This window comes from Helicobacter sp. NHP19-012 (genome assembly GCF_019703325.1).
In the GTDB taxonomy this organism is placed as follows: Bacteria; Campylobacterota; Campylobacteria; order Campylobacterales; family Helicobacteraceae; genus Helicobacter; species Helicobacter gastrofelis.
This window is the reverse complement of sequence record NZ_AP024819.1, coordinates 123,788-146,170: the sequence shown is the minus strand read 5'-3', so window position 1 is coordinate 146,170 and position 22,383 is coordinate 123,788. Positions and strand designations below refer to the sequence as shown.

The window sequence follows — 22,383 nt, the reverse complement described above, 5'->3', positions numbered from 1 at the left end:
GTCAATGTCCTAGTGCCTTTTCTAAAAGATGGGGTGCGCCGATCAAATCCACCCACGCCCCCGTGCTTTGGGTTTCCTTCACCACCACCTGCACGCCATACTTTAGCCCCCTTGCCCTTAGAGCCTCTAGGGCATTTAAGCCCACCCATTCGCAAATGTGTATCGGCACGATGAAGGGCTCGCATTTGGCTTGCTCTAAGCAAAGCTCTAAAGCCAGCCCATAGGCTTTCATCAGCCCGCCCACGCCTAAAAGCACCCCCCCAAAGTAGCGCACCACGAAGATCGCCACATTGATCAAATCCTCACGGCGCAGCATGTCCAATAGGGGTTTGGTGCTGTTTCTTGGTTCTCTATCCTCGTGCAAGGCTTCTTTTAGGGTGTTGTCCTCTAAATAGCGGTAGGCGTAAACGATGTGGCGGGCTTTGAAGTGTTCTTGTTGCAGTTGCTTTAAAGTGGGGCTAAAGGCGTGCATGGGCACGAGAAAGCCTAAAAAGATCGAGCCTTTGATTTGGTGTTTGGAAGTGGGGGCGTTTAATAGGCTTTGCATCAGTGCTGCATGTAGATTTTCATTGTGGGGCTTTCGAGCAGAAGCGTGTTCTTGCCCCTTGTGATGTTAAAAACGCCCTTCAAATGGTTGTAAAACGCCAACTCAAATGCCATCAATTTCTCATTCCCACAAACTTTTCTGGCGATCCCCTTGTCGTCTAAGACAAGGTGATCATCATCCCTAAAGTTATAGCTAAAAAAGTACTTGTTACAGTAAACCATGCCATAGGCCCTTAGCTGCCGTTGGTCAAACTCTATATGCCCCATAGGGCTTCTCACCAGCGTAGGGGGCTTTTGGGTTTGGTCGCGTTTAATGTCGCTCTCTAAATGCTTCATGTCTTTTTTGATCATGGACGCATCGGGAGAGATGTCCTTGGTGTCTAAGTTCTTAATGCGCTGTTCTAACTCGGCTTGCAAGAGTTCTAGCTTGTCTTTGGGGGGTTCTTAGAGTTGCTTTGGGGTTGGGGGGTTGGGGTTGGGGGTGCTGCGCTTCCTCTATCAAGTCTTTAAAGTCAAAGGTTTGCCCATCCAACACCACCCGTACAATCTGGTATTGGTTGTGGCTGAAGTTTTTATTAAAAAAGCGCACCAACACACAACCGGTCAAGAGCACAGACAAGCCCACCATAGACAATAAAAAATGTGCTCTAAAGCCCCTCACAAACCGCACGCCAAACTCCTTCACACAGATAAATCCCTATTATATTCCAACTTGGTATAAAAGTAGCTTTATGTTATAATTGCGCCTTAATTTACCCTAAAGTTTGGAGATGCTCTACTACCTCTACCCTCTTTTGCACATTAATTTATTTCAGTATTTGACTTTCCGCTCAGGGATGGCGTTTTTTTTAAGTTTCTTTGGCTGTGTCTTTGTGATGCCTAAATTCATCGCATGGGCAAAGGCAAAAAAAGCAAACCAACCCATATCGGTTTATATCCCCCACCAAAACAAGCAAAACACCCCCACCATGGGCGGAGTGGTCTTTATAGCCACCACTTTAGTGGCTGCGCTTTTAACCGCTCGGCTTGACAATCTCTTCGTGCTTTTAGGGCTTTTTACCCTTGTGGGCTTTGGGCTCATCGGGGTGCAAGATGACTACACCAAAATCAGCCGCAAGAGCAATGCCGGCGTGACCTCGCGCTATAAATTTGGCATGTTAGCTTTGCTTGCTTTTTTTATTACCCTCGCCCTCTTAGGGCTCATGCAAAACAAAGACCTTTACTTCCCCTTTTTAAAACACCCCATTTTTTCTTTTGAAGGGCATAATCTCTTGCTTGTGGGCTTTTGGATGTTGGTGTTCCTCTCCACCTCTAATGCCGTGAATTTGACAGACGGGCTAGACGGGCTAGCCACGGTGCCGAGCATTTGCGTGCTTGTGAGCCTTAGCGTGTTTATTTATGTCGTGGGCAATGCCGAGTTTAGTAAATACCTACTCTATCCAAAGGTGAGCCACAGCGGAGAGGTCATGGTCGTGGCGATGGCTTTAGTGGGCGCGCTCTTAGGGTTTTTATGGTTTAACTCCTTTCCGGCAGAGGTGTTTATGGGCGATAGTGGGAGCTTAAGCATTGGGGGGTTCATCGCCTACATGGCAATCCTTACAAACAATGAAATCCTTTTAATTTTAATGGGCTCTGTCTTTGTGCTTGAGGCAGGTTCGGTGATTTTACAGGTTACCAGCTACAAGACCCGCAAAAAGCGCATTTTCCGCATGGCACCTTTGCACCACCATTTTGAATCCAAGGGCTGGCCCGAGAATAAAATCATTTTGCGCTTTTGGATCATCGCCCTTTTGAGTAATATCGTGGCTCTGCTTAGTTTAAAAGTGCGCTAAATTAGCGTTAAGTTATCCTAGTGTGCTATCCTAGCCTTTATTGATTGACTTTATTTCGAAGGCTTTTAATGATCTCTTTGCTTGGATATGGACAAACAAATAGAGCTTTTGCCGCCTATTTGCACCGCAAGAACATCCCCTATTGCATTTATGATGATCATGTGCTGACCCCCTCGCTAGACACCAACCAGCAAAAGTGGCTACCCTCTAAAATGTTTAACCCTTACACTTCTAATTTAGAGCTTGTGAGCCCGGGCATTCCTTTCAACCACCCCCTCGTGGTGGCTAGCAAGCACCTTTGTAGCGAATACGACTACATCAAACGGCTTTGGGAGAGTAACCGCAAAGACCCCCTGCCGACCACGATTTTTATCAGCGGGACCAATGGCAAGACCACGACCACAAAAATGTTAGGACTCTTGCTCAAAAATGCCCAAGTGGGGGGCAATATCGGCACGCCTTTAATCCAGCTCTACACTAAAAGTTTAGAGCTAAAACCCCCTTACACCTGGGTGCTTGAAACCAGTTCTTTCACTCTGCACTACACCAACCACTTGAGCCCACAAACCTATGTTCTCCTCCCCCTAGCCCAAGACCACTTAAGTTGGCATGGCAATTATGAAAACTATGTGGCGGCAAAGTTAAAACCCTTGAGCCTAATGGGCGCACACACCCACGCCTTTTTGCACGCTCCACTCAAAGACCACCCCCTCGTGCACGCCACAAAGACAGAGAGCATTTTTTATGAAAACTCCAAAGATTTGGCGCAAAAAATGGGGCTAGACGCTTCGAAGTTGCGCTTTAAAGAACCCTTTTTGCTCGATGCCCTCTTGGCTTTGAGTGCCGCAAAATTACACACGGGCGTTGCCGATTACGACTTGCTAAATAGCTATGCGATCCAACCCCACCGCATCGAGATTTTTACAGATAAAGGTGGCAATACTTGGGTGGATGACAGCAAGGCGACCAATGTAGACGCAACCCTGAAAGCCTTAGAGCGTTTTCAAGACAACTACATACACTTGATTTTAGGTGGGGACACAAAGGGCGTGGATTTAAAACCTTTGTTTGAAGCGCTTTCAAACCTACAAGCGGAGGTTTATGCCATAGGGGTGAGCGCGCCTGCGATCATGCAAATGGCTGAGGAACACAACATCCCCGCCCACTTATGCCGTAAAATCGAAGTGGCGGTGCAAGAGATCAAGAAAAATTTAAAGCAAGGCGACATCGGCATGCTCTCTCCCAGTGCGGCAAGCTTAGATCAATTCGCCTCTTACAAGCACAGAGGGGATGCTTTTAAACAATGTGTTTTGGAGTGAACATGCGTTTTATTGCTTTGCTTTTTTTAGTGGTTTTTGTGGGGTTTGGGCGGGCTGAAACCCACGAGGGTGGGGACTTAGATTTAGTGGATTTGCACCTTTTATTAAAGCAAATCAACCAGCTAAACCAAGTCATCACCCGCTACCAAAAAGACCCCAGCAAGCACACGGAAGTTTCTTTATACAGCGACCAAAGAAACGAGTTGATGCACACTTTTGCATTGCAACTTTTAAACACACGGGAGCGGATTGGCATCAATATTGAAGAAAACGAAAAACAACAGCACGCTTTACAAAAGGCACTTTTAAAAAGCAGTAAAAGCAACGACATTTACACTTACTTTACAGACACGCTCCAACTCAAAAACCTAGAAGTTGAAGCGGACATGTATGGCTTTTTAAAAAAATCCGCACCTCCACCGACTTTTTTAGCCAAGAGAAAGACATTAAGTCTATCAGCGCCTCTTATTTAATCAAGCTAGAAACTTATGCAGCCAAAACCTACGCTGTTCCGGATCGCTTGGAAGACATCAAAAAGCACGAACTGCAAAGTGCCCTAGAGCAGTATAAAATCAAGTTACAAACCTACATCGATGTGTTGCGCTACATCCAACAACACCCTAAAGATGTCCTTGCCAAGAGCGTTATTTTTAACATCAACATGCAATGGGTATTAGAGCGCATCGCCGGGGCGATTAACCACATTTTCCCCGACATGAACGGCTTACAAAATGCTAAAATCTTGCTCTCTTTAGGGCTCTTGGCGTTCTTGCTCGCTTTGCGCCAGCTTGTAACAGCCCTCTTTGTCAAAGCCCTTGATTATTGTGTGCGCTTTACCCGTAAGAATGCCAACATCAACATCCAAGAAAAAATCCGCAACAGCATTCTAGCCCCCATCTCCACTTTTTTATTCATCTACAGCTTTGACATCTCTATAGACATTCTCTACTACCCCCACCCTGCCCCTGCACGCTTTGATATGTATTTAGGCGTGGTGTATATCTTGCTTGTTGCATGGTTGGTGATCGCTCTATTTAAAGCCTATGGGGCGGCGATTTTAGCCACTCTAGCCTCGCGCAAAAATGGTTTTCGTAAAGAAGTCGTTAACTTGATCTTAAAGATCGCCTACTTCTTTATCTTTGTCCTCACGATTTTGGGAGTGCTCAAACAACTAGGCTTTAATATCTCTACGATCATCGCTTCTCTTGGTATCGGCGGATTAGCGGTGGCTTTGGCGGTTAAAGACATGTTGGCTAATTTCTTTGCCTCTGTGATTTTGCTCTTAGACAATTCTTTTAACCAAGGCGACTGGATTGTGTGTGGCGATGTGGAGGGTACGGTTGTGGAAATGGGGCTTAGACGCACCACAATTAGAGGGTTTGACAATGCCCTTTTCTTTGTGCCTAACTCCGAATTGGCGGGCAAATTTGTGCGCAACTGGAGTCGCCGTAAAATGGGGCGACGCATTAAAATGATTGTAGGGGTTACTTATAGTTCCTCGCAAGAAGCCCTACAAAAATGCGTTTTGGGGATTAGAAACATGCTCTTAGAACACCCCCGCATTGCCAAAGGCGACGATTTAGACAAGATCTCCAAACAACAACTCAGCGAGCACCACGAATACCTCATGGACCGCCAAAATATTGTCTCTGTCAATGATTTAATGGGTTACAAGGCGGATTTATTTGTGTATGTGGATAGTTTTGGAGATAGTTCTATTAATATTTTCATCTATTGCTTTTCTAAAAGCATTGCTTGGGAGGAGTGGCTTGCCACTAAAGAGGATGTGATTTTTAAAATCATGGGAGTGGTGGAAGAGTGTGGCTTGAGTTTTGCTTTCCCCTCACAAAGTATCTATATTGAAAGCATGCCAGCACCCCATGTTTAATCTATACCCAATAGCGGAGGACATTTATGTCGTTTCTTAAAAACCTCAAACTAGGTGCTAAAACAGCCTTAGCCATTTCTTCTATCTTAGTTTTATCGTTCTTGGCTTTGGGGGCGTATTACATCAAGGAAATCACCCGCGTTCTAGTTAGAAGTGCGAACGACACGGTGAAAGTGCGGGCTATCAGCCAAGCGATCAACATTTCCCTAGAACTCAAAAATGTGAGAGAATCCTTGAGCGACTACGCCGACTATTTTTCAGGGGATGGCTACACCTTCATTAGAAACTCCAATGGGGCAGAGATCATAGACAATATCCGCAAGCTATGCACCCATAACGAGTTTGTGCGGGGCGCATATTTGGTGTTGGTTAAAGACGGCAAACCCTTATTCAGTTACGAGGTGTCCCAACAACACAACCATGACTTGTTCATAGAAAGAAATGGCATCAATGTTCTTAAATCCCCCCTTGTCGCCAAAGTGATCCAAACACAAGCCCTAAACCGCACAAGTAGCGAGATGACAACCTTATCTGGTGGGGCTACATACTTTGGTTTCACCATGGCTGCCCCTATTTTTGATCAGAACCACCAGTTAAGGGCTGTTGTCGCCGTCTTTGTGAGCTTTGATTACATCCAAGGACGCTACTTCCCCCAAAATATAGGGGAAAATGGATTTTTAGTGGGTTCAAGAGATCGTATTTTTGCCATCAACCGCAACCACAAATTGCAAGGGCAGTCCTTCACAAAAATCATGCAAGCCAAAGAGGCGCGGGTTGTCGTGGATTTTAGAAGAAACGGGCAACCGGGCCAGAGTCTTATCACCTCCTTTTACTCCGATGTTTTGCACGAAGATATTATTTTATCTTTGCATGTCTTTAGACCCTACGGGCAGCTCATGGACCGCAATTGGGTGGTGGGCTCTGCCATTACAAAAAAGAAGGTTTATAGCCATGTACGCCATGTGCAGCTTGCCATCCTTGCCATTGGGCTTATATCTCTCATCGTAGCCATCGTTGTGATGGTTTTTTACATCCGTTTGCAAATCGTGGCGCGTATCCATAGAGTGATGAACACACTCACCAGTTTTTTTAGACTCTTAAACCACGAAGAAGATGTTGAATTGAAGGTTTATCACTCCAGCCAAAACGATGAACTCGGCTGGATGCTAAACTCCATTAGCTCCAACATCACCAAAATCCAACAGGTTTTCCATAATGACAATGCCGCCGTTGTGGAAACCACAGAATTAGCCCTAGATATGCAAAAGGGCATCATTGTCGCTAAAGAAGCGCAAAGCAAGGCAAACACCCCCAAACTCTCCGAACTCATCAAGGTAATGCACTCTATGGTTGAAAACTTAGAGAAAAAAGTGGGCTCGGATTTGAATAAAATTTTATCAGTGGTGCATGCCTACCAAAATTTGGATTTTACCCCCCAAATTGAAAATGCAAAGGGTGAGATTGAAATGTCCGTCAATCAACTAGGTTCCGAGATCATCGATATGTTAAACACCTCTCTAGCTTTTGCCAACCAGCTCAACACCAAAGCCCTAGATTTAAAAGAGAGCATGGAAAAACTCTCTTCTAGCTCGACTAAACAATCTGCCGAAATCAAACAAGCCACACAGAACATTGAGGGAATCACGCAAAACATCACCGATGTGAGTGCAAAGAGCGATGAGATGATCGCCCAAAGCCAAGACATTAAAAGTATTGTGGAAATCATTAGAGATATTGCCGATCAAACGAACTTATTAGCTCTAAACGCCGCCATTGAAGCCGCTAGAGCAGGTGAGCATGGACGGGGATTTGCAGTCGTGGCTGATGAAGTGAGAAAACTTGCCGAGCGCACCCAAAAATCCTTGAGCGAGATTGAAAGCAATATCAACATATTACTTCAAAGCATTGCTGACAACTCGACAGCCATTAAAGCGCAAGCCTCCGCAGTGCTAGACATCAATAAATCTATGGGGCAATTTGATGCGAGCTTGACACATAACTTAAAAATCGCCCAAAATTGTTTAGGCATCAGCCAAGAGATCGAACACATCGCTAGCGATATTTTAGAAGACACGGGTAAGAAAAAGTTTTAAAGAGGGGAGGGGCGAGCCCCCAAAATCTGTAAGCTAAAAGACTAAAAACGGGGAGTTTTAAGCTGGCTTACGCACTTCCCTAATGCGCGCAGCTTTGCCCTTTTTGTGGCGCAAGTAGTAGAGTTTGGCGCGGCGCACCCGCCCCACCCTTAAAACCTCAATGCTCACTAAACTTGCCGAGTAAAGAGGAAAAATCCGCTCCACGCCCACGCCGTTCGCACCGATTTTACGGACGCAAAAGGTCTTGCCGACCCCATTACCCCTTAAGGCGATGCAAACGCCCTCAAAGTTTTGGGTACGCATTTTATCGCCCTCTTGGATACGGATGCCAAGACGCAGAGTGTCGCCGGCTTTAAAGTGGGGGGGTTGTGCCTTGATTTGAGCGTCCTCAAAGGATTGCAAATAGCGGTTTTTCATTTGGATGAACCTTTCTTGTTGTTTTGGCAGAACTTCTGCAAAGACCTATCTAAGCAATAAAGGGGGGGACGAAAATATTTAGTCCTTTGGATAGATAAATCGTGCATAATCCCCCCTATTTTGGCATGGTTACCCTTTGAATACGCTGAAATAGTCGGCATTTGCGTACAGCTGGGCTTTTTGGCTAGGTTATAGGTGTTGGCAAAGTTGGGGGCTTCTAAGAGATTTTGGCTAAAACTCTCTTTCTCTAGCGAGTGGGCGTTGCCTAAAGTCCCCTTTAAAAGCCGCGCCACGCTATCGCACACACACAAGGCGGGCAACTCCCCGCCTGTGAGCACGAAATCCCCCACGCTAAAGACCTCATCGGCGTGCGTTTCTATCAAGCGTTCATCAAAGCCATCGTAACGGCCACAGATAAGGATTAGGTGTTGGTGGGTGGCAAGCCTTTGTGCGTCTTGTTGCGTGTAGGGCTTGCCCACAGGGCTTAAGAAAATCACATGTCCCTTTTCTAGGCTCTCTAGGGCGTTTTCCACCATGTAGGGGTCTAAAATTTGCCCCGCTCCCCCGCCCACTAGGGGGAAGTCCGCCCGTTTAAATTTATGGGGCGAAAAGGGGCGCATGTCCACCAAATCAAGGCTAAAAATGCCCTGCGCTAAGGCTCTTTTTAAAATGGAGTCCTCAAAGTAAAAAGAGAGTAAGTTAGGGAACAGACTAAGGATGCTAAAGCGCATTAACTCTCCTCTAACAGCCCTAAAGCATCTTTAGTGTGGATACGCCTAGCCTTTAAGTCTGTGCCCACAATATAGCGGGGGATGTAGGGGATTAAAAATTTTTTAGTGGGGGCTTGCACCTGCAAATAATCCACCCCTGCTAGACTCTCCACCCCCAAAACCACACCCAAGACATCGCCCTCCTCCACCACTTCTAGCCCCACTAATTGAAACGCCAAAAACTCCCCCTCTTGCAACTTGCAAAGCCTTAGCGTCTCTTCCTCACTCATTTTAAGGGTACTGCCTGTAAGCTCTTGCGCTTGTTCTCTTGTGCTCACCCCCTCTAAGAACAGCAAAGAGGTTTTAGGCTCGTAGGCGTGGATTTGGTAAGTTTGGGAGGGCTTTAGGGGGCTAGAGACCTGCACACTTGCCCCTAAAGTTAAACACTCCAAACAATTACTTTGTAGATTGAGTTTGAGCCCGCCCTTTAAGCCCACAGCCCTCCCAAGCAGCCCCACAACCAAGAGATTAGAGCACATAGGGGTTTTTAGCTGCCACGACCACGATTTTATAGCTAAAGCCATCCTTTGCCTTGACCCCAGAGATAAAGGCTTTGAGCGCGCTCACCATTTTGCCATCCTTGCCGATCACCCGCCCCATGTCCAGCGGATTGGCGTGGATACAAACCTCCTTAACCCCCGGCTCGATGAGGCGCACCTGCACCTGCAAGACCTGCGGGTAGGTTACAATCTTTTTACAATACTCGGCGACAAAAATCTCAATGGGGTAACCTTGGTTTTCTTGGGGGTTGGGGGCTTCTTTAGGGTTTGTTGGGGCTTGCTCTGTGTCTATTTGGGGGGATTCTTGGGGGTGGCTCTCCTCCACAAGGTTTTCTAAATCGTCTTGTGGCTCTGGCATGTGCACCCCCTCCCCAAGCTTAGGCTTGTTGTTTAGAGAGTTTTTCCACCCTCTCGCTCATTTTCGCCCCCACGCTTTTCCAATAATCTAGCCTTGCATGGTCGATTTGCACCACTTTGGGGTTGGTCAAGGGGTTGTAATACCCAATGGATTCGATCCAACCCCCATCGCGGCGTTTGCGTGAGTCTGTAACCACAATGCGGTAAAAGGGCTTTTTCTTGCGTCCAGTGCGGGTAAGTCGTACAATTGTCATGGCGTTCCTTATCATTTGTTGCAAATTTTCCATTATAGTGCTTTTTTCTAAAAGAAAGCTTTGTTTAAGCAAAATCCCCATTGTCTTTTATTTTGCTACAATAAGGGCTCATTCTAACACAAAGGATTCTCATGTCTGCACGCATTGAAGCTAAAGGTTTTGCAATCCATTCTAAAGAGGGCAAATTTGCCGAACACCACTTCACCCGCCACGCTGTGGGTGAAAAAGATGTGTTGATTGATATTCATTACTGCGGGATTTGCCACAGCGACATCCACTCTGCCTACAGCGAGTGGCATGACGGCATCTACCCTATGATCCCCGGTCATGAAATTGCGGGTGTGGTTAAGGAAGTGGGCGCACAGGCACGCAGGTTTAAAGTGGGGGATAAAGTGGGTGTGGGTTGTTTTGTCAATTCTTGTAAAGAGTGTGCCCCTTGCAGTGATCACCACGAACAATTTTGCAAAAAAGCGGTGTTCACCTACGATTGCAAGGACTATTTTCACAATGACGAGCCCCACATGGGAGGGTATTCTAATTGTATTGTGGTGGATGAAGACTACATCATCCGTGTCCCCCACGATGCGCCCCTAGAAAAAGTCGCCCCCCTGCTCTGTGCGGGCATCACCACCTACTCCCCTTTAAAATTCTCCAGTGTTAAAGAAGGCTCAAAAGTGGGCATTGCTGGCTTTGGCGGGCTGGGGCATATGGGCTTGAAATACGCCTTGGCAATGGGGGCTGAAGTGAGCGTGATCGGGCGTAGCGAGGCTAAAAAAGAAATGGCGTTAAAAATGGGCGCAAAACACTATTACAGCGATGTCAAAGACGCAAAGGGGGCTAATTTGGATCTCATCATCTCCACCATCCCCACCCCTTACAACATGGCAGATTATTTAAATGTGCTCGCCTATGGGGGTGAATTTGCCATTGTGGGCTTGCCTCCAAGAGACAAACCCATCACCCTCAGCGCCTCTAACTTTGTGTGGCATGCCAATAAAAAAGTCTATGGCTCACTCATTGGAGGGATTAAAGAAACCCAAGAAATGCTAGACTTTTCTGTTTTGCACAACATTTACCCCGAAATTGAGCTGGTTACAGGCAAAGATATTGACAGAGTGTATTACGATCTCACCCACTCCAACGCTCAATTTCGCCATGTCATTGACATGAAAAAGTCGTTTTAGACTTCGCTAGCCTCCTTGGGAGCTTAGGGGGCTAGTAAAGCGTTACATGCTCGGGTTTACAAAAGAGCACGAGCTCTTTACCATCGTTAAGGCGGTATAGGTCGATGTGCCCCTGATCCAAGATAAAATCCACACCGCAATCGCTCACCGCCACCTCCACACGCACCATGCGTTCCTCTTTGGGATCGCGCTTCATGGTTAAAATCCGCCCCGTGAACGCCATAGGATCTAGGATCAGTCGCTGTGTGAAGTTGGGGATCAGCACTTCTAGAACCTTTAAAATGATGGTGATGTCATCATCAATTTTGCAACTCTCCACCTCCGAATGCATGCACTTGGCTTGCACCACGACATCCTTAGCTTCAAAGTGTATGCGCCAACGCCCTTGTCCCCTTTCATGCAAAGAAATCTTGCCTCGGATGCGGTTTTTTACATAAAGACTTGCACTTGGCATAATTTTCCTTCTTAAGCATTGATTTTAAGAGTTTAGCAAAATATAAACAACTGCGATCGGTAAGATAAGCAAATATTTGGGTGTTTGGCGTTTTTACACAGAAATTTATATTTCTGCTAAATAGAAATTTACTTTAAAAACACCATTTTTAGCCGATCTAGGGGTCTATTTTATCTTGTAAGGAGTTTTTTATGCGTAGCCGTTCTTTGTTTGTGAAATGGGGGGGGGGCGATAGCCGCTCTCTTGCTTGTGGGTTGCACCACTAAGATTGCGAGCATCAACCCAAATCAGCCTATGACAGGGCATGTCAATCCCGTGCTTGGATATGCTTGTAATAATTTCACTTGGCCCTATGGTAAGGCAGATGACTTGAAGCAACAAGCCTTGCAACAAGCCCAAAATCAAGCAAATCGTTTTGCTGAAACAGCGGGGGCGAAGGAAGGCGAGTTGATCAATGTTACGGTCAAAAAAGAGATGTGGCCTTGGTTTTGGTGGCTCTTGGGTTCTAAGTGTGTAAAAGTGGAAGGCTACGCACGCCCCAAAGCGGATTAGCAAACTTAAGTTCTCGCCCCAAGAGAGACTCATAAAAGGACTAACCCTCTTACCGCTCTAGCACTTAGGGGCATGCGCCCCTTGGGGGCAGTTGGGGGCAATGTCTTAAAAATCTCAAGTTGATTGTAAATGGCTTGGGGGATTTTAAGCGGTGCGCTGTGGCAACTTTAAAGACTGCACACACAAACCTGATTTTTTCAAAAACCTCTAACACCCAAGTTTCCCCCTCCAAAAGAGCAACTTTAAAAACGCTCGTGCTCTGTATTTCCATATACACAATTTTAACGCAGAACCTCTTATTTCTAGGGGGTGTGTTTGTTTTTGCGTATTTTTACGCCACTTTGAGGGGGCTGTGCGTCAAGACAGCCTAAAAGCCCTTAAAAAATCTTGTTTTCATGCTATCATGGGTGGGTCTAAATTTTAAGGAGAAGCAATGAAAAGATTAGCAATCGGCATGTTTTTGGCTTATGGTTTAATGCACGCGGCGAGCCTAGACACGAGCAAGGCGAGCATGGAGTTTACGGCGTTTAAAACGGCGCACAAGGCGGGCGTGAAGGGGACTTTTGACCATGTGGTTTATAAATTTGGTAAGGACACCTCCAGCATCGCCAAAACCCTAGATAAGGCGAGCGCAACCATCAATGCCGATCAGTTGGATCTGCACGATGCAACTAAAACTAAAAATGTCAAAGAAGCGTTTTTTGATCTCTTTAAAGACAAAACCCTCAAAGTTATTTTTAGAAATGTGGTGGAGGGCGACAAACAAGGCACGATTTTAGCTAGTGTGCGCATGAATGGCAAAAGCGTGAAAGTGCCCATGAGCTATAAAATTGAAAACAAAGAATTGGTCGCTACGGGCGTGCTCGATATTTTAGAATTTGGTTTGAGCAACGAGTTTAAAGAACTTGCTAAAAAATGCAGTGCACAGCATGAAAAACTCACTTGGTCGCAAGTAGAAATCAGCTTTAAAGCCCCCGTTAAAGAATAGGCAACAATGACGAAAAAAGAGTTGGAGCACCCGCTCTTGCACAGCATCAACGATTTTAACGAAGCCAAACAGGTGATTGTGGGAGGGGTGAACTCCCCCGTGCGGGCGTTTAAGAGTGTCGGGGGCGTGCCCCCCTTTATCTTTAAGGGGCGAGGGTTCTCCCTCTTTGATGTGGATGGCAACACCTATGTGGATTTCGTGCAGAGTTGGGGGCCCCTGCTCTTTGGGCATGCCGACCCTGAAATTGAAGAGCAAGTCATTAATACGCTGCAAAAGGGCTTAAGCTTTGGTGCGCCCACTGAGCTAGAAACCACTTTGGCAAAAAAGATTGTGGTGGGCTATGAGGGCGTGGAGAAGGTGCGCTTAGTTAGCAGCGGCACAGAAGCCACGATGAGCGCGATCCGCCTCGCAAGGGCATTTAGCGGTAAGGACGACATTTTAAAGTTTGAGGGCTGTTACCACGGGCACAGCGACAGCTTGCTGGTGAGCGCAGGCAGTGGATGCGCTACCTTTGGCAACCCTTCATCTTTAGGCGTGCCCCACGACTTTAGCAAACACACCCTAGTCGCCCGCTACAACGATTTAGACTCGGTTAGGGCGTGCTTTGAGGCGGGCAATGTGGGCTGTGTGATCATTGAGCCCATTGCGGGCAATATGGGGCTTGTGCCCGCTACGCTCGAGTTTTTACAAGGCTTGCAAGAGCTTTGCAAAGAGAGGGGGGCGGTGTTGATCTTTGATGAGGTGATGAGCGGCTTTAGGGCGAGTGCCAGTGGTTCGCAGGGCTTGCACCATTTAGTCCCCGACTTGGTAACTTTTGGCAAGGTCATTGGGGGCGGACTACCCCTAGCCTGCTTTGGCGGACGGCAAGACATCATGGACTTGCTCGCCCCTGTGGGTGGGGTGTATCAAGCCGGGACTTTAAGCGGCAATCCCGTAGCGGTGGCAGCAGGTATTGTGGCGTTGGAGAAAATCAAACGACAGCCCAAGCTGTATGAACGCCTAGAGAAGCTAGCTAATCAGTTTTGCGAAGGGCTAAGACAAGCGGCACACGCTTGCGGTTTTGCTTTGCAAACCTGCGTTAGGGGGAGTATGTTTGGATTTTTCTTTAGCCAAAAGCAAGTGTCAAACTTTGAAGATGCTAAGCAGTCTAACACTGCCCTTTATGCGCAGTTTCACCAAAAAATGCTACAAAAGGGCGTGTATCTGCCCGCCTCCGCCTTTGAAACAAGCTTCATCTGTAGCCCGATGGACGCACCCATCATTGAAGCCTGCTTAGGCAAGGCGCAAGCAAGTTTTTATGAGCTCCAACACGGAGTCTAAACCCAAATTTAAACCCGTGGTGGAGGGGGCGAACGCCTTGAGCCTTGGCATTTCTATTGTTGTGGCTCTCTTGCTTGGCATTGGGGCAGGCTATGGCTTGGTGAAACTAACGGGCGTTTCTTGGCTCTTTTGGCTAGGCGTGGCTTGGGGCGTGGGGGCTGCGATTTTAAATGTCTACAAAGCCTACAAACAAGCTAAAAAAGAGCTAGACGAGCTGGCAAACGACCCTAAATACAAACCCCTAACCTGATGTGCTCTTATCTGTGCGCCTTGCTCTTACTGGGCTTTAATGCGCTGTGTGCCGGGGGGGTGTTTTGCTTCTTTGGCGCGCTAGGGGTGCTGAGCTTTGAAGTGGCGTTTTTAAGCTTCTTATTGATTTTACTTGCCGGCTATCAACAACTGAAAAACAAACTACAAAGCACCAAAGAGCCCATGCCTTCTAAGTTCTTTGCCTTTGGTTTGGGGCTACAAATCTCATTAGGCTGGCTAAAAATCCTTGCCTACGGGGTGTTTTTAGGGGGGTTATTTGGCTTGCTAGAGCTGAAACTCTTAGTGCCCGTGGCGTACTTCGTGGGGCTTGGGGCGTGCTTGGTGGGCGTGGTGGTCTTGCAAGCCCTTAGGCGTGCCAAATCTTAGGGCGGTAATGTGAAAGCCCATAAGCCACTACCCCCACAAAGTTTAGCCGCACGCGGTGTTGCTTAGCGCGTCTCATTAAGGTCAGCTTGTGCCTAGGGGGCACGCTTAAGAGCAGTTCATACTCCTCTCCGCTCAAATAGGCTTTGTTGTGGGGTTTATATAGTTTGCATGCTAATTTATTCAGTTTGGATAAGCGGTTGCACTCGGCTAAAAGCCCGTCTGAAATGTCAAGCCCGGCATGCACGAAGGGGCGCGCGCTTAAAATGAAGGGCAGGAGGTTTTGTAGATTTGGGCGGGCAAATTTGGATTTAGGCGACACCCTGCCCCCCCTTAAAAGAGCCCTTAAGTCCTTATCGCTTTGCCCAAGTGTGCCCGTATGCACCAATAAATCCCTAGGGCGTATTTTAATGCGCTCTAAAGGCTTGGCACTCTTAGCGATTAAAGTAACGCTTAGGCTCAAATGCGCCCCCAGCGTGGTGTCCCCGCCCACAATTTTAATCTTAAACTCTTGACACGCCCGAGCTATCCCTGCGACTAGTTGCCTCATCTCGGCTAACTTGCACCCCCTAGCAAGTTGCACGCCCAGCAAAGCGTATTTAGGGCAAGCTGCCATGGCAATGGCATCCGAGATATTCACACACATGGCTTTATACCCGATTTGGGTGTAACTTAACCACCCCCGTTTAAAATGCACCCCCTCGCTAAACATGTCGAGCATGTAAAGGGCTTTAGAGGTATCTAACAACACCGCGTCATCGCCCAGCCCCCACACCACCCCGCTTTGCGCAAGGGTGTTTAAAAAGCTTGTTTCTAAATCCACTAAATTTTAAAGCTAAAATCCACCCACACCGCTTGGTGGATGAGCGCACCGCTGCTAATGGCATCCACTCCACTTTTGGCGTAGGCTTGCACGCTTTCTTCAGTGATGTTTCCGCTTGCCTCCAAGAGCACTAGGGGGTAATTTTTATTGCGCTCGGCTACGACCTCTTTAATGCTCTCAATGTCCATGTTGTCGCACATGACAATGTCCGCCCCCGCCTGCATGGCATCACACGCCATGGCAACGGTGCTTGCCTCGATCTCGATCTTAGCCGTCCATGGGATTTCTTGGCGGGCTTTGGCGATGAAGGCGTGTAAATCCCCGATGTGGGCTAAATGCGTGTCTTTCACCATTAAAGCGTCATCTAGCCCTATGCGGTGGTTCTTTGCGCCCCCGTTTCTCACCGAATACTTTTCAAACACCCTTAAAAGCGGGCGGGTTTTGCGCGTGTCTAATAGGCTGATGGGTAAGCCTTGAAGAAGGCGCACAAAGCCTGCCGTCTTGGTAGCGATCCCACTGCTGTGTTGCAAAATGTTTAAGAGCACCCGCTCAATCTGCAAGAGCTGCCGCCAATCTCCAAAGACTTCTAATAAAATTTGTTTAGGGTTGAAACTCTCTTTGTCTTGGATTTTCCACGCATATTTTAATCCAAACATCTCTAGCAATTCAGTGGCGTAAACTTGCCCTGAGAACACCCCGCGATCTTTAGAGAGCACCGCCGCCTGCACCTCTTTAGCCTCCACCAAGCGGGCGAACAAATCCCCTGCGCCCAAGTCCTCTGCTAAGCAATCCTTTAAAAACGCTTGTATCTGTAAATCTTTCATGACAGCTCCATCATTTTATCTAGGGCGGCCTTCGCCCATTTAGCCACGCTACCCTTTTGGTAAAAATGCACCACCAAGAGCGCGTCTAAATCCTTTAAAAGTTGCTTGATTTGGGCACTACCCATGCAGTGCGCCTATGGGCGTGGAGAAGAGCACCTTTTGCCCCATACTTGCGTTTAACGCCACATGAGGCACAAAGAGCACAATCGTAGAGCCCATTTCAAAACGCCCCAATTCTGCGCCCTTTTTAAGCGCAATGGGGGGGTTGTAGGTGTAGATTTGGGGCTTCTTGTGTATTTTGGCGTTGGTGTGGATGTGCATGTCAAAATTCAACACAATCTGCCCCACATTGAGTGCGCCCACCGCCACGAAGTATAAAACCTGCCCCCTAGAGTCTTTAGCCACCACCACCACCCGTTCGTTGCGGATGAAGAGCTTTTGGTGTTTCTTTAAGGCGGGGGTATTTACGGGCAAAAGCTCTCCGCAAAAGTGGCGCACCTCTGTAATTTCTAAATCACAAGGGGCGTGGAAGCGGTGGTAATCTTTGGGCGATAAATAGAAGTTGCAATAGCTGTAGTTTTCTAATTGCTCTCCCTTGCCCAGTAGTTCATTAACCCGATAGCTCATGCCCTTAATCTGTAGGGCTAAATTGTCTTGCACCGCCCCGCAAGTGCTGATGGTGCTGTCGCAAGGGGCGATGAGGACATTGGGGTTAGCGTCAATGGGGCGGGGGGTGGCTAAAGCCCTTATAAAAAGGGCGTTTAAAGTGGGGTAGCTTTTAAGGGGGGCAAAGCCGCCTAAATCGATGTTAAAAAGGCGGACATAAATAGAATTGATGAGCCATTGAACGGGGGGGATGAAAGCGCACCTAGAAAACTTGCCAAAGAGTTTTGAAAGGGTGTTGCTCTGTGCCACTATTGCAAATCCGCCAATTTCAATACAAACTCAATCTGCCCCTTGCTGATGCGCAATTCTTTGGCGATGGAGTCGATGCTATGCCCCTCTTGAAAAAGCTGAATGACCCGCTTTTCGTCAATGTCATCGCTGCCCGGGGTGAAGTGCCCGAGCTCTTTAAATTTATTCTCCAGCACGATGATTTTTTCCTCCAAATAGTCCCTATCCTTGTGCATGGTGTCTTGAATTTCTTGCAAATGGTTGTAGAGATTAGTTAGGTTCGTGTTTAAGTTCGTGTTGACCTCGTTTTTAACATTGGTGCTGATGTTGGAGGCGTTAAACTCGGCTTGCATTTCGTTTTCTTGTATCCACTTGCGGATTTTGTAAATCTCTTGGTTGATGGTGTCTAGGGCTTTTTCGAGTTGCTTGGTTTTGCTCGCAAACTCTTTGTCTTTCAAGTGGCTGTAGGTGACCAAACACACAAACACCAAAACCACCCCTCCCCCCGCAATCCACAGAACTTCATTAAAGCTCAAGTCCATGCATAGCCTTTCTTTCATTTAAACTTTCTAATTCGCTTTGGGCGATGTGGCTATCCCACTCTTTAATGTCGTTCGCGTGCATGCGCTCCACACTTAGTAGCATGGGCGTAAATGCCCTAGCCACAAAGCCCAGCCTTTTATAAGGGGTTTTGGGTAGTTTTGTGCGCATGTAATACAGCTCCCCCTCTTTTAACCCCACGCTCTTAACGCCCAAAATCCCATGCCCTAGCACGCCAATCACCCCCACCCCCTCCAAGGGCAAGTAGACCCTATCCTGCTCGTGCAAATACCGCTCAATGCGCTCTAATTTTTGGTAAATCTCGCTTAGGGCTTTAAAAATGATGTCCTCGCGATCTTTGCCATAAAAAACCTCCCACGGGGCACTAAAGCCCCCCTCGCTTTGGCCTAGTTGCAAATACTCGCTTTCGTGTTCGGGCTTTAAAGGGGCAAATTCTAAAGGCAGAGCCACCGCTACAAGGCGGGTGTAAAAGCCAAATTCCACGCAAGCGCGCTTGCACGCCTCTAAATCCAAGCCAAGCCCCTATCCACGACGATAAAACCCAAAAACACCACCCCCAAATACCCATTCGTCACAAAAAACGCCTTGGGGATATTCCTAAAGTCTTTGAGCACTAGCCACTGCTCGTAAATCAAAATCATAAGGCACACGCCTACACCTAGCCAAGCCACGCCCCCTAAGTGCGCGCTTTTGGCAAAGAGAGCCCAAAAGAGCACGGCTAAAATGTGGCACGCCCTAGACACCCACAGCGTGGTTTGTGCGCCAAAGATTGCGGGCACCGAGTAAAGCCCCTCTTGTTTGTCAAACTCCATGTCTTGCAGGGAGTAGAGCAAGTCAAAACCCGCCACCCAAAACGCCACCCCCAAAGCCAGCCACAAGCTCCAAAGCGGAATTGTGCCTAGCACCGCCACCACGCCCGCAATGGGCGCAAGCCCCAAGCACACGCCCAGCACTAAATGCGCCAAATAGCTAAAGCGTTTCATGTAAGAATAGCCCGCTAAAATCGCCAAAAAGGGCAGGGAGAGTTTAAAGGCAAGGGCATTGATGGCATAGCTCACACCCACAAAGCCTAAAGCATTTGCCACACAAAACACCCGCAAAGTGGTGAGCGAAATGCGCCCATCCACGCTCGGGCGGTTCTTGGTGCGCTCGTTTTTAATGTCGAATTTGCGATCGGCTAAGCGGTTAAAGCCCATGGCAAAGTTGCGCGCAAAGAGCAAGGCCAAAGCGCATAGAAACAAAGTCTGCACGCCCTCAACAAAGCCCAAATGCGCCTGCAAGCCCGCCACCACAAGGGCGATTAAAATAAACATACCTGAAAATATGGTGTGCTCGATCGCCACCAAATAGCCTAAAAGCTTGAGCTTTTCTAACATTAAAACCTCTTTAAAAGCCCCTATTCTAACATAAAATTACAAAATCAACAGATAGAGCAAAAAGCCCACCCCCACTACGCCCACCCCCACCCACGCCCAAAAGAAACGCATAGCTAAAAGCGACAAGCCCACATAGGCGCATAAAAACCAAGCGGGGGTGAAAAAACTTTTTAAATGCAAGGGCAAGCGCACCAAAGAGAGCAAGTAGGGGTCTAATAATCCACCTAAATGCAGGGCGTGCAAGATCAAAACCGAGGGGAAAAACACCACGAACACGAAAGAGAGCAAAATGATGCCAAGTTGCGTAGCCCCAAAGGGGGCAAAGAAAAAATGCACTAAGGGCAACATTAAAATAAAAATGCCGGCATTAAAGAGCAGGGCGTAGAGCCATGCGGGCATTTTGGGCATGTATTTGATAAAGAGAAAGATATAAAACACCCCGCCCACAGACAGCCAAAATCCGGCGGAGCGCACCAAATTAGGGAATAAGGCAAGGCAAAGAAGCGCGCTTAAGCCCAAGAGCCAAAAGCTCACAAGCTCCAACCCTCCATAGACCAAGACAAAGCCCAAGAGTGCCATGACATATGCCCTTAAAAAAGCGGGTTGGAAGTGCAGTAAGATTAAATACCCAAAGAGAGCCATTAACACCACGGCCATTAGATCAAAATAGCGGTTTCTGTAGGGGAAATAGCGTTGTTGCAAAAATTTATAAGGCGGGCTTAGTAGGTAAAAGAAAAACGCGCTCAGCAAGCCTAAATGAAACCCGCTGATGGCAATTAAGGGGCTTACCCCAAAACCCACGACCACCTGCCTTAAGCGTTGGTCCAAAGGGTCGGCTAAAAATAAAGTCCTATAAAAGTTAGCCATGAGCAGGTTTTGGTGCTGTTTGTTGATGAAGGCGCGCCAGGGGGCGGTGGGGTCGCTTTTGTTTTCTAGGGAGAGTTTCAAGGTGTGAAAATAGCAATTTTTAAGAAACTGCCAAAAGGAACACCGCCCCATTTTGCCCCACGCGCGCACGAAGTGGTGGGTTAAGTCCTTGATGTCCTCTTCACTCGTGATGTAAAAGTGGTTGTTGTGCGTGTCTTGTAGTTTCAACACAAAATGGCCATTTTTAGGATATTGTAACAACACTTGAGCGTGCAACTCTAGGGGTTTCTTGCTTAAAAAGACTTTGTATTGTTGGTGCTTCACACCAAAAGAGAGGGCGCATAAACTGAGCAACAACAGCAAGGCAAAAATCTTTTCTTTTGGGCTTTGCAGAAGGGGGATGGGGTTATTAGAAGGGGCAATCATCGCCCCATCCACCATCTATGGGGTTTGGCATGTTAAAGTTGCTTGGCATGCCATCGCCCATGTTGATGTTTGTGGGCGTTTGATCACCCTGTGGCTCTTCTCCCTCTTTGGGGATGTCGCTAAAGCGAGTGTAAATCTTGTCAAAATGGACTTTCACCGTGCCAGTCCCCCCATTGCGGTTTTTGGCTAAAATTATTTCGGCTTGCTCCTTTTCGTAGCGCAGACTGTCTTGCAATGCATTAAATTTTTTCTCTAAATTCTTTGCCTCCTCCACCTTGCCTTCCTTGCGCAACTTCGCTACTCTGTCATTGTGTTCTCTGTGCTTATACACCGCATCGCGGTAAAGAAACAAGACTTGATCGGCGTCTTGCTCGATCGCTCCACTTTCTTTTAAATCCGACAAAATCGGGCGTTTGTCCTCTCTGCTCTCTAGTAAGCGGTTGAGCTGTGACAGAGCAATGATGGGGATATTAAGCTCTCTAGCCAAAATCTTTAGCTCCCGGCTGATTTTGGCGATTTGCTCGTGGCGGCTGTCCTCCCCATCGCCCCTCATGAGCTGCAAATAGTCAATGATCGCTAGGGCAATTTCGGGGTGTTCGTGCTTGAGTTTACGCAACTTAGAGCGGGCTTGGCGGATGTTTAACAGCCCGGCATCATCTATGTAAAGCGGTTTATCGTAGATTTGTTGTGTGTGTTTGGTGAGCCTCTCCCACTCATCTTCGCTTAAATTGCCATTTTTGATGTTGTGTAGGTGTAAATTCGTGTAGCAAGAGAGCATGCGCATCATGAGTTGCTCTGCCCCCATCTCTATGCTAAAAATTGCCACGCCTTGGTTGTGGTTTAAGGTGGTTTTGGCAAAGTTGAGCACTAGGCTAGTCTTTCCCATGCTCGGGCGTGCCCCAATGATGATTAAATCACCGGGCGAAAAACCCCCCGTGAGTTCATTGAGCTTTAAAAACCCCGTGTCTAGCCCTATGAGTTTTTCATTGCCCCTAGCTTTCGCCTCCGCAATCATTTTCAAGGTGTCTTTCAATACCTTAGCCATGTCCTTAAAGCCCGTTTCTACATTGTCCAAAGAGATTTGATAAACCTTGCGCTCAATGCTGTCTAGGATGTCTGCGGTGGGGCGGTCTTGTTGGCACAGCTCACGGATTTGCAGGGCTAGGCGCATTAAATGCCGTTTTGTGGAAGCCTCTTTGATGGCGTGGATATAGCTTCTTAAATCCGCTAGGGGATTTGTTTGCATCACCAAAGCCAAAGCGTCTAGGACTTGTGGATTGCCCTGTGCCTTTTTCTCTAAAAACATGGCACTTATGGGCTTTTGCTCGGCGTGTAGCTGACTGCAATACTCAAAGAGCTTGCCATGGGCGGGGCTAGAAAAGTCCTCACTTTTAAGCTGACTAGAAAAGTCCTCAAATTGTTGGCTGTCTAATAGGGCGGAGAGCACCACCCTTTCCATCAAAATCAAGTCATCATCGGTGTGTGAAGTTTCTAACATAGTGCTG

Annotated in this window: 27 protein-coding genes and 1 pseudogene; 10 read left to right on the top strand and 18 right to left on the bottom strand. The window is 47.5% G+C overall.

The features are described 5' to 3' along the window. Position 1 precedes the first annotated feature (1 nt). The 3 genes from K6J74_RS00700 to K6J74_RS08310 are packed head-to-tail and all read right to left on the bottom strand — an operon-like array spanning position 2 to position 1,216. Complete coding sequence (locus K6J74_RS00700) at positions 2–547, bottom strand: YigZ family protein (RefSeq protein ID WP_221272036.1); 546 nt, start codon at positions 545–547, stop codon at positions 2–4. Continuing rightward, on the bottom strand, positions 547–963 hold the full coding sequence (locus K6J74_RS00695) for an META domain-containing protein (RefSeq protein ID WP_260321614.1): 417 nt from the start codon (positions 961–963) through the stop codon (positions 547–549). Before K6J74_RS00695 ends, K6J74_RS00700 begins: the two co-directional genes overlap by 1 nt. Continuing rightward, complete coding sequence (locus K6J74_RS08310; protein WP_260321613.1) at positions 935–1,216, bottom strand: hypothetical protein; 282 nt, start codon at positions 1,214–1,216, stop codon at positions 935–937. Before K6J74_RS08310 ends, K6J74_RS00695 begins: the two co-directional genes overlap by 29 nt. A 100-nt stretch (positions 1,217–1,316) precedes the next feature. Here K6J74_RS08310 and mraY point away from each other — a divergent pair, with 100 nt between their 5' ends. The 4 genes and pseudogenes from mraY to K6J74_RS08840 all read left to right on the top strand — a co-directional run bounded on the left by mraY (position 1,317) and on the right by K6J74_RS08840 (position 7,678). Then, complete coding sequence (mraY, locus tag K6J74_RS00690; protein WP_221272035.1) at positions 1,317–2,378, top strand: phospho-N-acetylmuramoyl-pentapeptide-transferase; 1,062 nt, start codon at positions 1,317–1,319, stop codon at positions 2,376–2,378. 68 nt (positions 2,379–2,446) lie between these two features. Then, positions 2,447–3,697 (top strand): UDP-N-acetylmuramoyl-L-alanine--D-glutamate ligase, encoded by a 1,251-nt coding sequence (gene murD, locus K6J74_RS00685; protein ID WP_221272034.1) that lies wholly within the window; start codon positions 2,447–2,449, stop codon positions 3,695–3,697. A 2-nt stretch (positions 3,698–3,699) separates the two neighbouring features. Next, positions 3,700–5,585 (top strand): annotated as a pseudogene (locus K6J74_RS00680) (mechanosensitive ion channel family protein). A 26-nt stretch (positions 5,586–5,611) separates the two neighbouring features. Then, positions 5,612–7,678 (top strand): methyl-accepting chemotaxis protein, encoded by a 2,067-nt coding sequence (locus K6J74_RS08840; protein ID WP_221272033.1) that lies wholly within the window; start codon positions 5,612–5,614, stop codon positions 7,676–7,678. A gap of 57 nt (positions 7,679–7,735) precedes the next feature. Here K6J74_RS08840 and rplS read toward each other — a convergent pair whose 3' ends face one another. Genes rplS through rpsP form a run of 5 tightly spaced genes read right to left on the bottom strand, consistent with a single transcriptional unit; the run spans position 7,736 to position 9,976 of the window. Further along, complete coding sequence (gene rplS / locus K6J74_RS00670) at positions 7,736–8,095, bottom strand: 50S ribosomal protein L19 (protein WP_221272032.1); 360 nt, start codon at positions 8,093–8,095, stop codon at positions 7,736–7,738. Then, positions 8,092–8,826 carry a tRNA (guanosine(37)-N1)-methyltransferase TrmD gene (gene trmD / locus K6J74_RS00665; RefSeq protein WP_221272031.1) on the bottom strand — a complete coding sequence of 245 codons (735 nt, stop codon included), beginning with the start codon at positions 8,824–8,826 and terminating at the stop codon, positions 8,092–8,094. Before trmD ends, rplS begins: the two co-directional genes overlap by 4 nt. Beyond that, positions 8,826–9,389 carry a ribosome maturation factor RimM gene (gene rimM / locus K6J74_RS00660; RefSeq protein ID WP_260321612.1) on the bottom strand — a complete coding sequence of 188 codons (564 nt, stop codon included), beginning with the start codon at positions 9,387–9,389 and terminating at the stop codon, positions 8,826–8,828. The genes trmD and rimM overlap by 1 nt, the downstream gene beginning before the upstream one ends. Beyond that, positions 9,334–9,723: a KH domain-containing protein gene (locus K6J74_RS00655; protein ID WP_221272030.1), complete on the bottom strand. Its 390-nt coding sequence runs from the start codon at positions 9,721–9,723 to the stop codon at positions 9,334–9,336. Before K6J74_RS00655 ends, rimM begins: the two co-directional genes overlap by 56 nt. 19 nt (positions 9,724–9,742) lie before the next feature. Continuing rightward, positions 9,743–9,976 carry a 30S ribosomal protein S16 gene (gene rpsP / locus K6J74_RS00650; RefSeq protein ID WP_221272029.1) on the bottom strand — a complete coding sequence of 78 codons (234 nt, stop codon included), beginning with the start codon at positions 9,974–9,976 and terminating at the stop codon, positions 9,743–9,745. A 131-nt stretch (positions 9,977–10,107) separates the two neighbouring features. Between rpsP and K6J74_RS00645 the strand changes: the two genes are divergently transcribed. Beyond that, positions 10,108–11,160, top strand: a complete 1,053-nt coding sequence (locus K6J74_RS00645) for an NAD(P)-dependent alcohol dehydrogenase (protein ID WP_221272028.1) — start codon at positions 10,108–10,110, stop codon at positions 11,158–11,160. Between the two features lie 31 nt (positions 11,161–11,191). Here K6J74_RS00645 and K6J74_RS00640 read toward each other — a convergent pair whose 3' ends face one another. Then, positions 11,192–11,614 (bottom strand): hypothetical protein, encoded by a 423-nt coding sequence (locus tag K6J74_RS00640; protein WP_221272027.1) that lies wholly within the window; start codon positions 11,612–11,614, stop codon positions 11,192–11,194. A gap of 243 nt (positions 11,615–11,857) precedes the next feature. Here K6J74_RS00640 and K6J74_RS00635 point away from each other — a divergent pair, with 243 nt between their 5' ends. From K6J74_RS00635 to K6J74_RS00615, 5 genes are all read left to right on the top strand, one after another. Next, complete coding sequence (locus K6J74_RS00635) at positions 11,858–12,166, top strand: hypothetical protein (protein WP_221272636.1); 309 nt, start codon at positions 11,858–11,860, stop codon at positions 12,164–12,166. A 433-nt stretch (positions 12,167–12,599) separates the two neighbouring features. Next, the gene (locus tag K6J74_RS00630; protein ID WP_053829318.1) at positions 12,600–13,154 is read left to right on the top strand and encodes a YceI family protein; all 555 of its coding nucleotides are present in this window, start codon (positions 12,600–12,602) and stop codon (positions 13,152–13,154) included. 6 nt (positions 13,155–13,160) lie between these two features. Beyond that, positions 13,161–14,474, top strand: a complete 1,314-nt coding sequence (gene hemL, locus K6J74_RS00625) for a glutamate-1-semialdehyde 2,1-aminomutase (protein WP_221272026.1) — start codon at positions 13,161–13,163, stop codon at positions 14,472–14,474. After that, entirely contained in the window at positions 14,452–14,724 is a 273-nt protein-coding gene (locus tag K6J74_RS00620; RefSeq protein WP_221272025.1) for an AtpZ/AtpI family protein, read from the top strand. The genes hemL and K6J74_RS00620 overlap by 23 nt, the downstream gene beginning before the upstream one ends. Further along, positions 14,724–15,110 carry a hypothetical protein gene (locus tag K6J74_RS00615; protein WP_221272024.1) on the top strand — a complete coding sequence of 129 codons (387 nt, stop codon included), beginning with the start codon at positions 14,724–14,726 and terminating at the stop codon, positions 15,108–15,110. Before K6J74_RS00620 ends, K6J74_RS00615 begins: the two co-directional genes overlap by 1 nt. Here the strand turns inward: K6J74_RS00615 and K6J74_RS00610 are convergent. Genes K6J74_RS00610 through dnaB form a run of 9 tightly spaced genes read right to left on the bottom strand, consistent with a single transcriptional unit; the run spans position 15,091 to position 22,376 of the window. Continuing rightward, a complete protein-coding gene (locus tag K6J74_RS00610; protein ID WP_221272023.1) occupies positions 15,091–15,930 on the bottom strand; it encodes a thiamine-phosphate kinase in 840 nt (279 codons plus the stop codon). The two genes, K6J74_RS00615 and K6J74_RS00610, sit on opposite strands and share 20 nt — an antisense overlap. Then, complete coding sequence (gene nadC / locus K6J74_RS00605) at positions 15,930–16,754, bottom strand: carboxylating nicotinate-nucleotide diphosphorylase (protein ID WP_221272022.1); 825 nt, start codon at positions 16,752–16,754, stop codon at positions 15,930–15,932. The genes K6J74_RS00610 and nadC overlap by 1 nt, the downstream gene beginning before the upstream one ends. After that, positions 16,751–16,879: a hypothetical protein gene (locus tag K6J74_RS08300; protein WP_260321611.1), complete on the bottom strand. Its 129-nt coding sequence runs from the start codon at positions 16,877–16,879 to the stop codon at positions 16,751–16,753. Before K6J74_RS08300 ends, nadC begins: the two co-directional genes overlap by 4 nt. Beyond that, on the bottom strand, positions 16,872–17,669 hold the full coding sequence (locus tag K6J74_RS00600) for a phosphatidylserine decarboxylase (protein WP_221272021.1): 798 nt from the start codon (positions 17,667–17,669) through the stop codon (positions 16,872–16,874). The genes K6J74_RS08300 and K6J74_RS00600 overlap by 8 nt, the downstream gene beginning before the upstream one ends. Then, entirely contained in the window at positions 17,669–18,190 is a 522-nt protein-coding gene (locus K6J74_RS00595) for a helix-turn-helix domain-containing protein (RefSeq protein ID WP_221272020.1), read from the bottom strand. Before K6J74_RS00595 ends, K6J74_RS00600 begins: the two co-directional genes overlap by 1 nt. Beyond that, on the bottom strand, positions 18,174–18,722 hold the full coding sequence (locus K6J74_RS00590; protein WP_221272019.1) for a hypothetical protein: 549 nt from the start codon (positions 18,720–18,722) through the stop codon (positions 18,174–18,176). The genes K6J74_RS00595 and K6J74_RS00590 overlap by 17 nt, the downstream gene beginning before the upstream one ends. Beyond that, positions 18,713–19,585, bottom strand: coding sequence for a menaquinone biosynthesis prenyltransferase MqnP (mqnP, locus tag K6J74_RS00585; RefSeq protein WP_221272018.1), 873 nt, complete (start codon positions 19,583–19,585; stop codon positions 18,713–18,715). The genes K6J74_RS00590 and mqnP overlap by 10 nt, the downstream gene beginning before the upstream one ends. Before the next feature lie 36 nt (positions 19,586–19,621). Beyond that, complete coding sequence (locus K6J74_RS00580) at positions 19,622–20,878, bottom strand: ComEC/Rec2 family competence protein (RefSeq protein WP_221272017.1); 1,257 nt, start codon at positions 20,876–20,878, stop codon at positions 19,622–19,624. Then, positions 20,862–22,376 carry a replicative DNA helicase gene (gene dnaB, locus K6J74_RS00575; RefSeq protein WP_221272016.1) on the bottom strand — a complete coding sequence of 505 codons (1,515 nt, stop codon included), beginning with the start codon at positions 22,374–22,376 and terminating at the stop codon, positions 20,862–20,864. The genes K6J74_RS00580 and dnaB overlap by 17 nt, the downstream gene beginning before the upstream one ends. Positions 22,377–22,383: the final 7 nt, after the last annotated feature.

Bases quoted from the DNA above. Each gene is read 5' to 3' on its own strand.
- K6J74_RS00700 (WP_221272036.1), bottom strand. From the start codon at position 547: ATGCAAAGCCTATTAAACGCCCCCACTTCCAAACACCAAATCAAAGGC.
- mraY (WP_221272035.1), top strand. From the start codon at position 1,317: ATGCTCTACTACCTCTACCCTCTTTTGCACATTAATTTATTTCAGTAT.
- murD (WP_221272034.1), top strand. From the start codon at position 2,447: ATGATCTCTTTGCTTGGATATGGACAAACAAATAGAGCTTTTGCCGCC.
- K6J74_RS08840 (WP_221272033.1), top strand. From the start codon at position 5,612: ATGTCGTTTCTTAAAAACCTCAAACTAGGTGCTAAAACAGCCTTAGCC.
- rplS (WP_221272032.1), bottom strand. From the start codon at position 8,095: ATGAAAAACCGCTATTTGCAATCCTTTGAGGACGCTCAAATCAAGGCA.
- trmD (WP_221272031.1), bottom strand. From the start codon at position 8,826: ATGCGCTTTAGCATCCTTAGTCTGTTCCCTAACTTACTCTCTTTTTAC.
- rimM (WP_260321612.1), bottom strand. From the start codon at position 9,389: ATGGCTTTAGCTATAAAATCGTGGTCGTGGCAGCTAAAAACCCCTATG.
- K6J74_RS00655 (WP_221272030.1), bottom strand. From the start codon at position 9,723: ATGCCAGAGCCACAAGACGATTTAGAAAACCTTGTGGAGGAGAGCCAC.
- rpsP (WP_221272029.1), bottom strand. From the start codon at position 9,976: ATGACAATTGTACGACTTACCCGCACTGGACGCAAGAAAAAGCCCTTT.
- K6J74_RS00645 (WP_221272028.1), top strand. From the start codon at position 10,108: ATGTCTGCACGCATTGAAGCTAAAGGTTTTGCAATCCATTCTAAAGAG.
- K6J74_RS00640 (WP_221272027.1), bottom strand. From the start codon at position 11,614: ATGCCAAGTGCAAGTCTTTATGTAAAAAACCGCATCCGAGGCAAGATT.
- K6J74_RS00630 (WP_053829318.1), top strand. From the start codon at position 12,600: ATGAAAAGATTAGCAATCGGCATGTTTTTGGCTTATGGTTTAATGCAC.
- hemL (WP_221272026.1), top strand. From the start codon at position 13,161: ATGACGAAAAAAGAGTTGGAGCACCCGCTCTTGCACAGCATCAACGAT.
- K6J74_RS00620 (WP_221272025.1), top strand. From the start codon at position 14,452: ATGAGCTCCAACACGGAGTCTAAACCCAAATTTAAACCCGTGGTGGAG.
- K6J74_RS00615 (WP_221272024.1), top strand. From the start codon at position 14,724: ATGTGCTCTTATCTGTGCGCCTTGCTCTTACTGGGCTTTAATGCGCTG.
- nadC (WP_221272022.1), bottom strand. From the start codon at position 16,754: ATGAAAGATTTACAGATACAAGCGTTTTTAAAGGATTGCTTAGCAGAG.
- K6J74_RS08300 (WP_260321611.1), bottom strand. From the start codon at position 16,879: ATGGGTAGTGCCCAAATCAAGCAACTTTTAAAGGATTTAGACGCGCTC.
- K6J74_RS00595 (WP_221272020.1), bottom strand. From the start codon at position 18,190: ATGGACTTGAGCTTTAATGAAGTTCTGTGGATTGCGGGGGGAGGGGTG.
- mqnP (WP_221272018.1), bottom strand. From the start codon at position 19,585: ATGTTAGAAAAGCTCAAGCTTTTAGGCTATTTGGTGGCGATCGAGCAC.
- K6J74_RS00580 (WP_221272017.1), bottom strand. From the start codon at position 20,878: ATGATTGCCCCTTCTAATAACCCCATCCCCCTTCTGCAAAGCCCAAAA.
- dnaB (WP_221272016.1), bottom strand. From the start codon at position 22,376: ATGTTAGAAACTTCACACACCGATGATGACTTGATTTTGATGGAAAGG.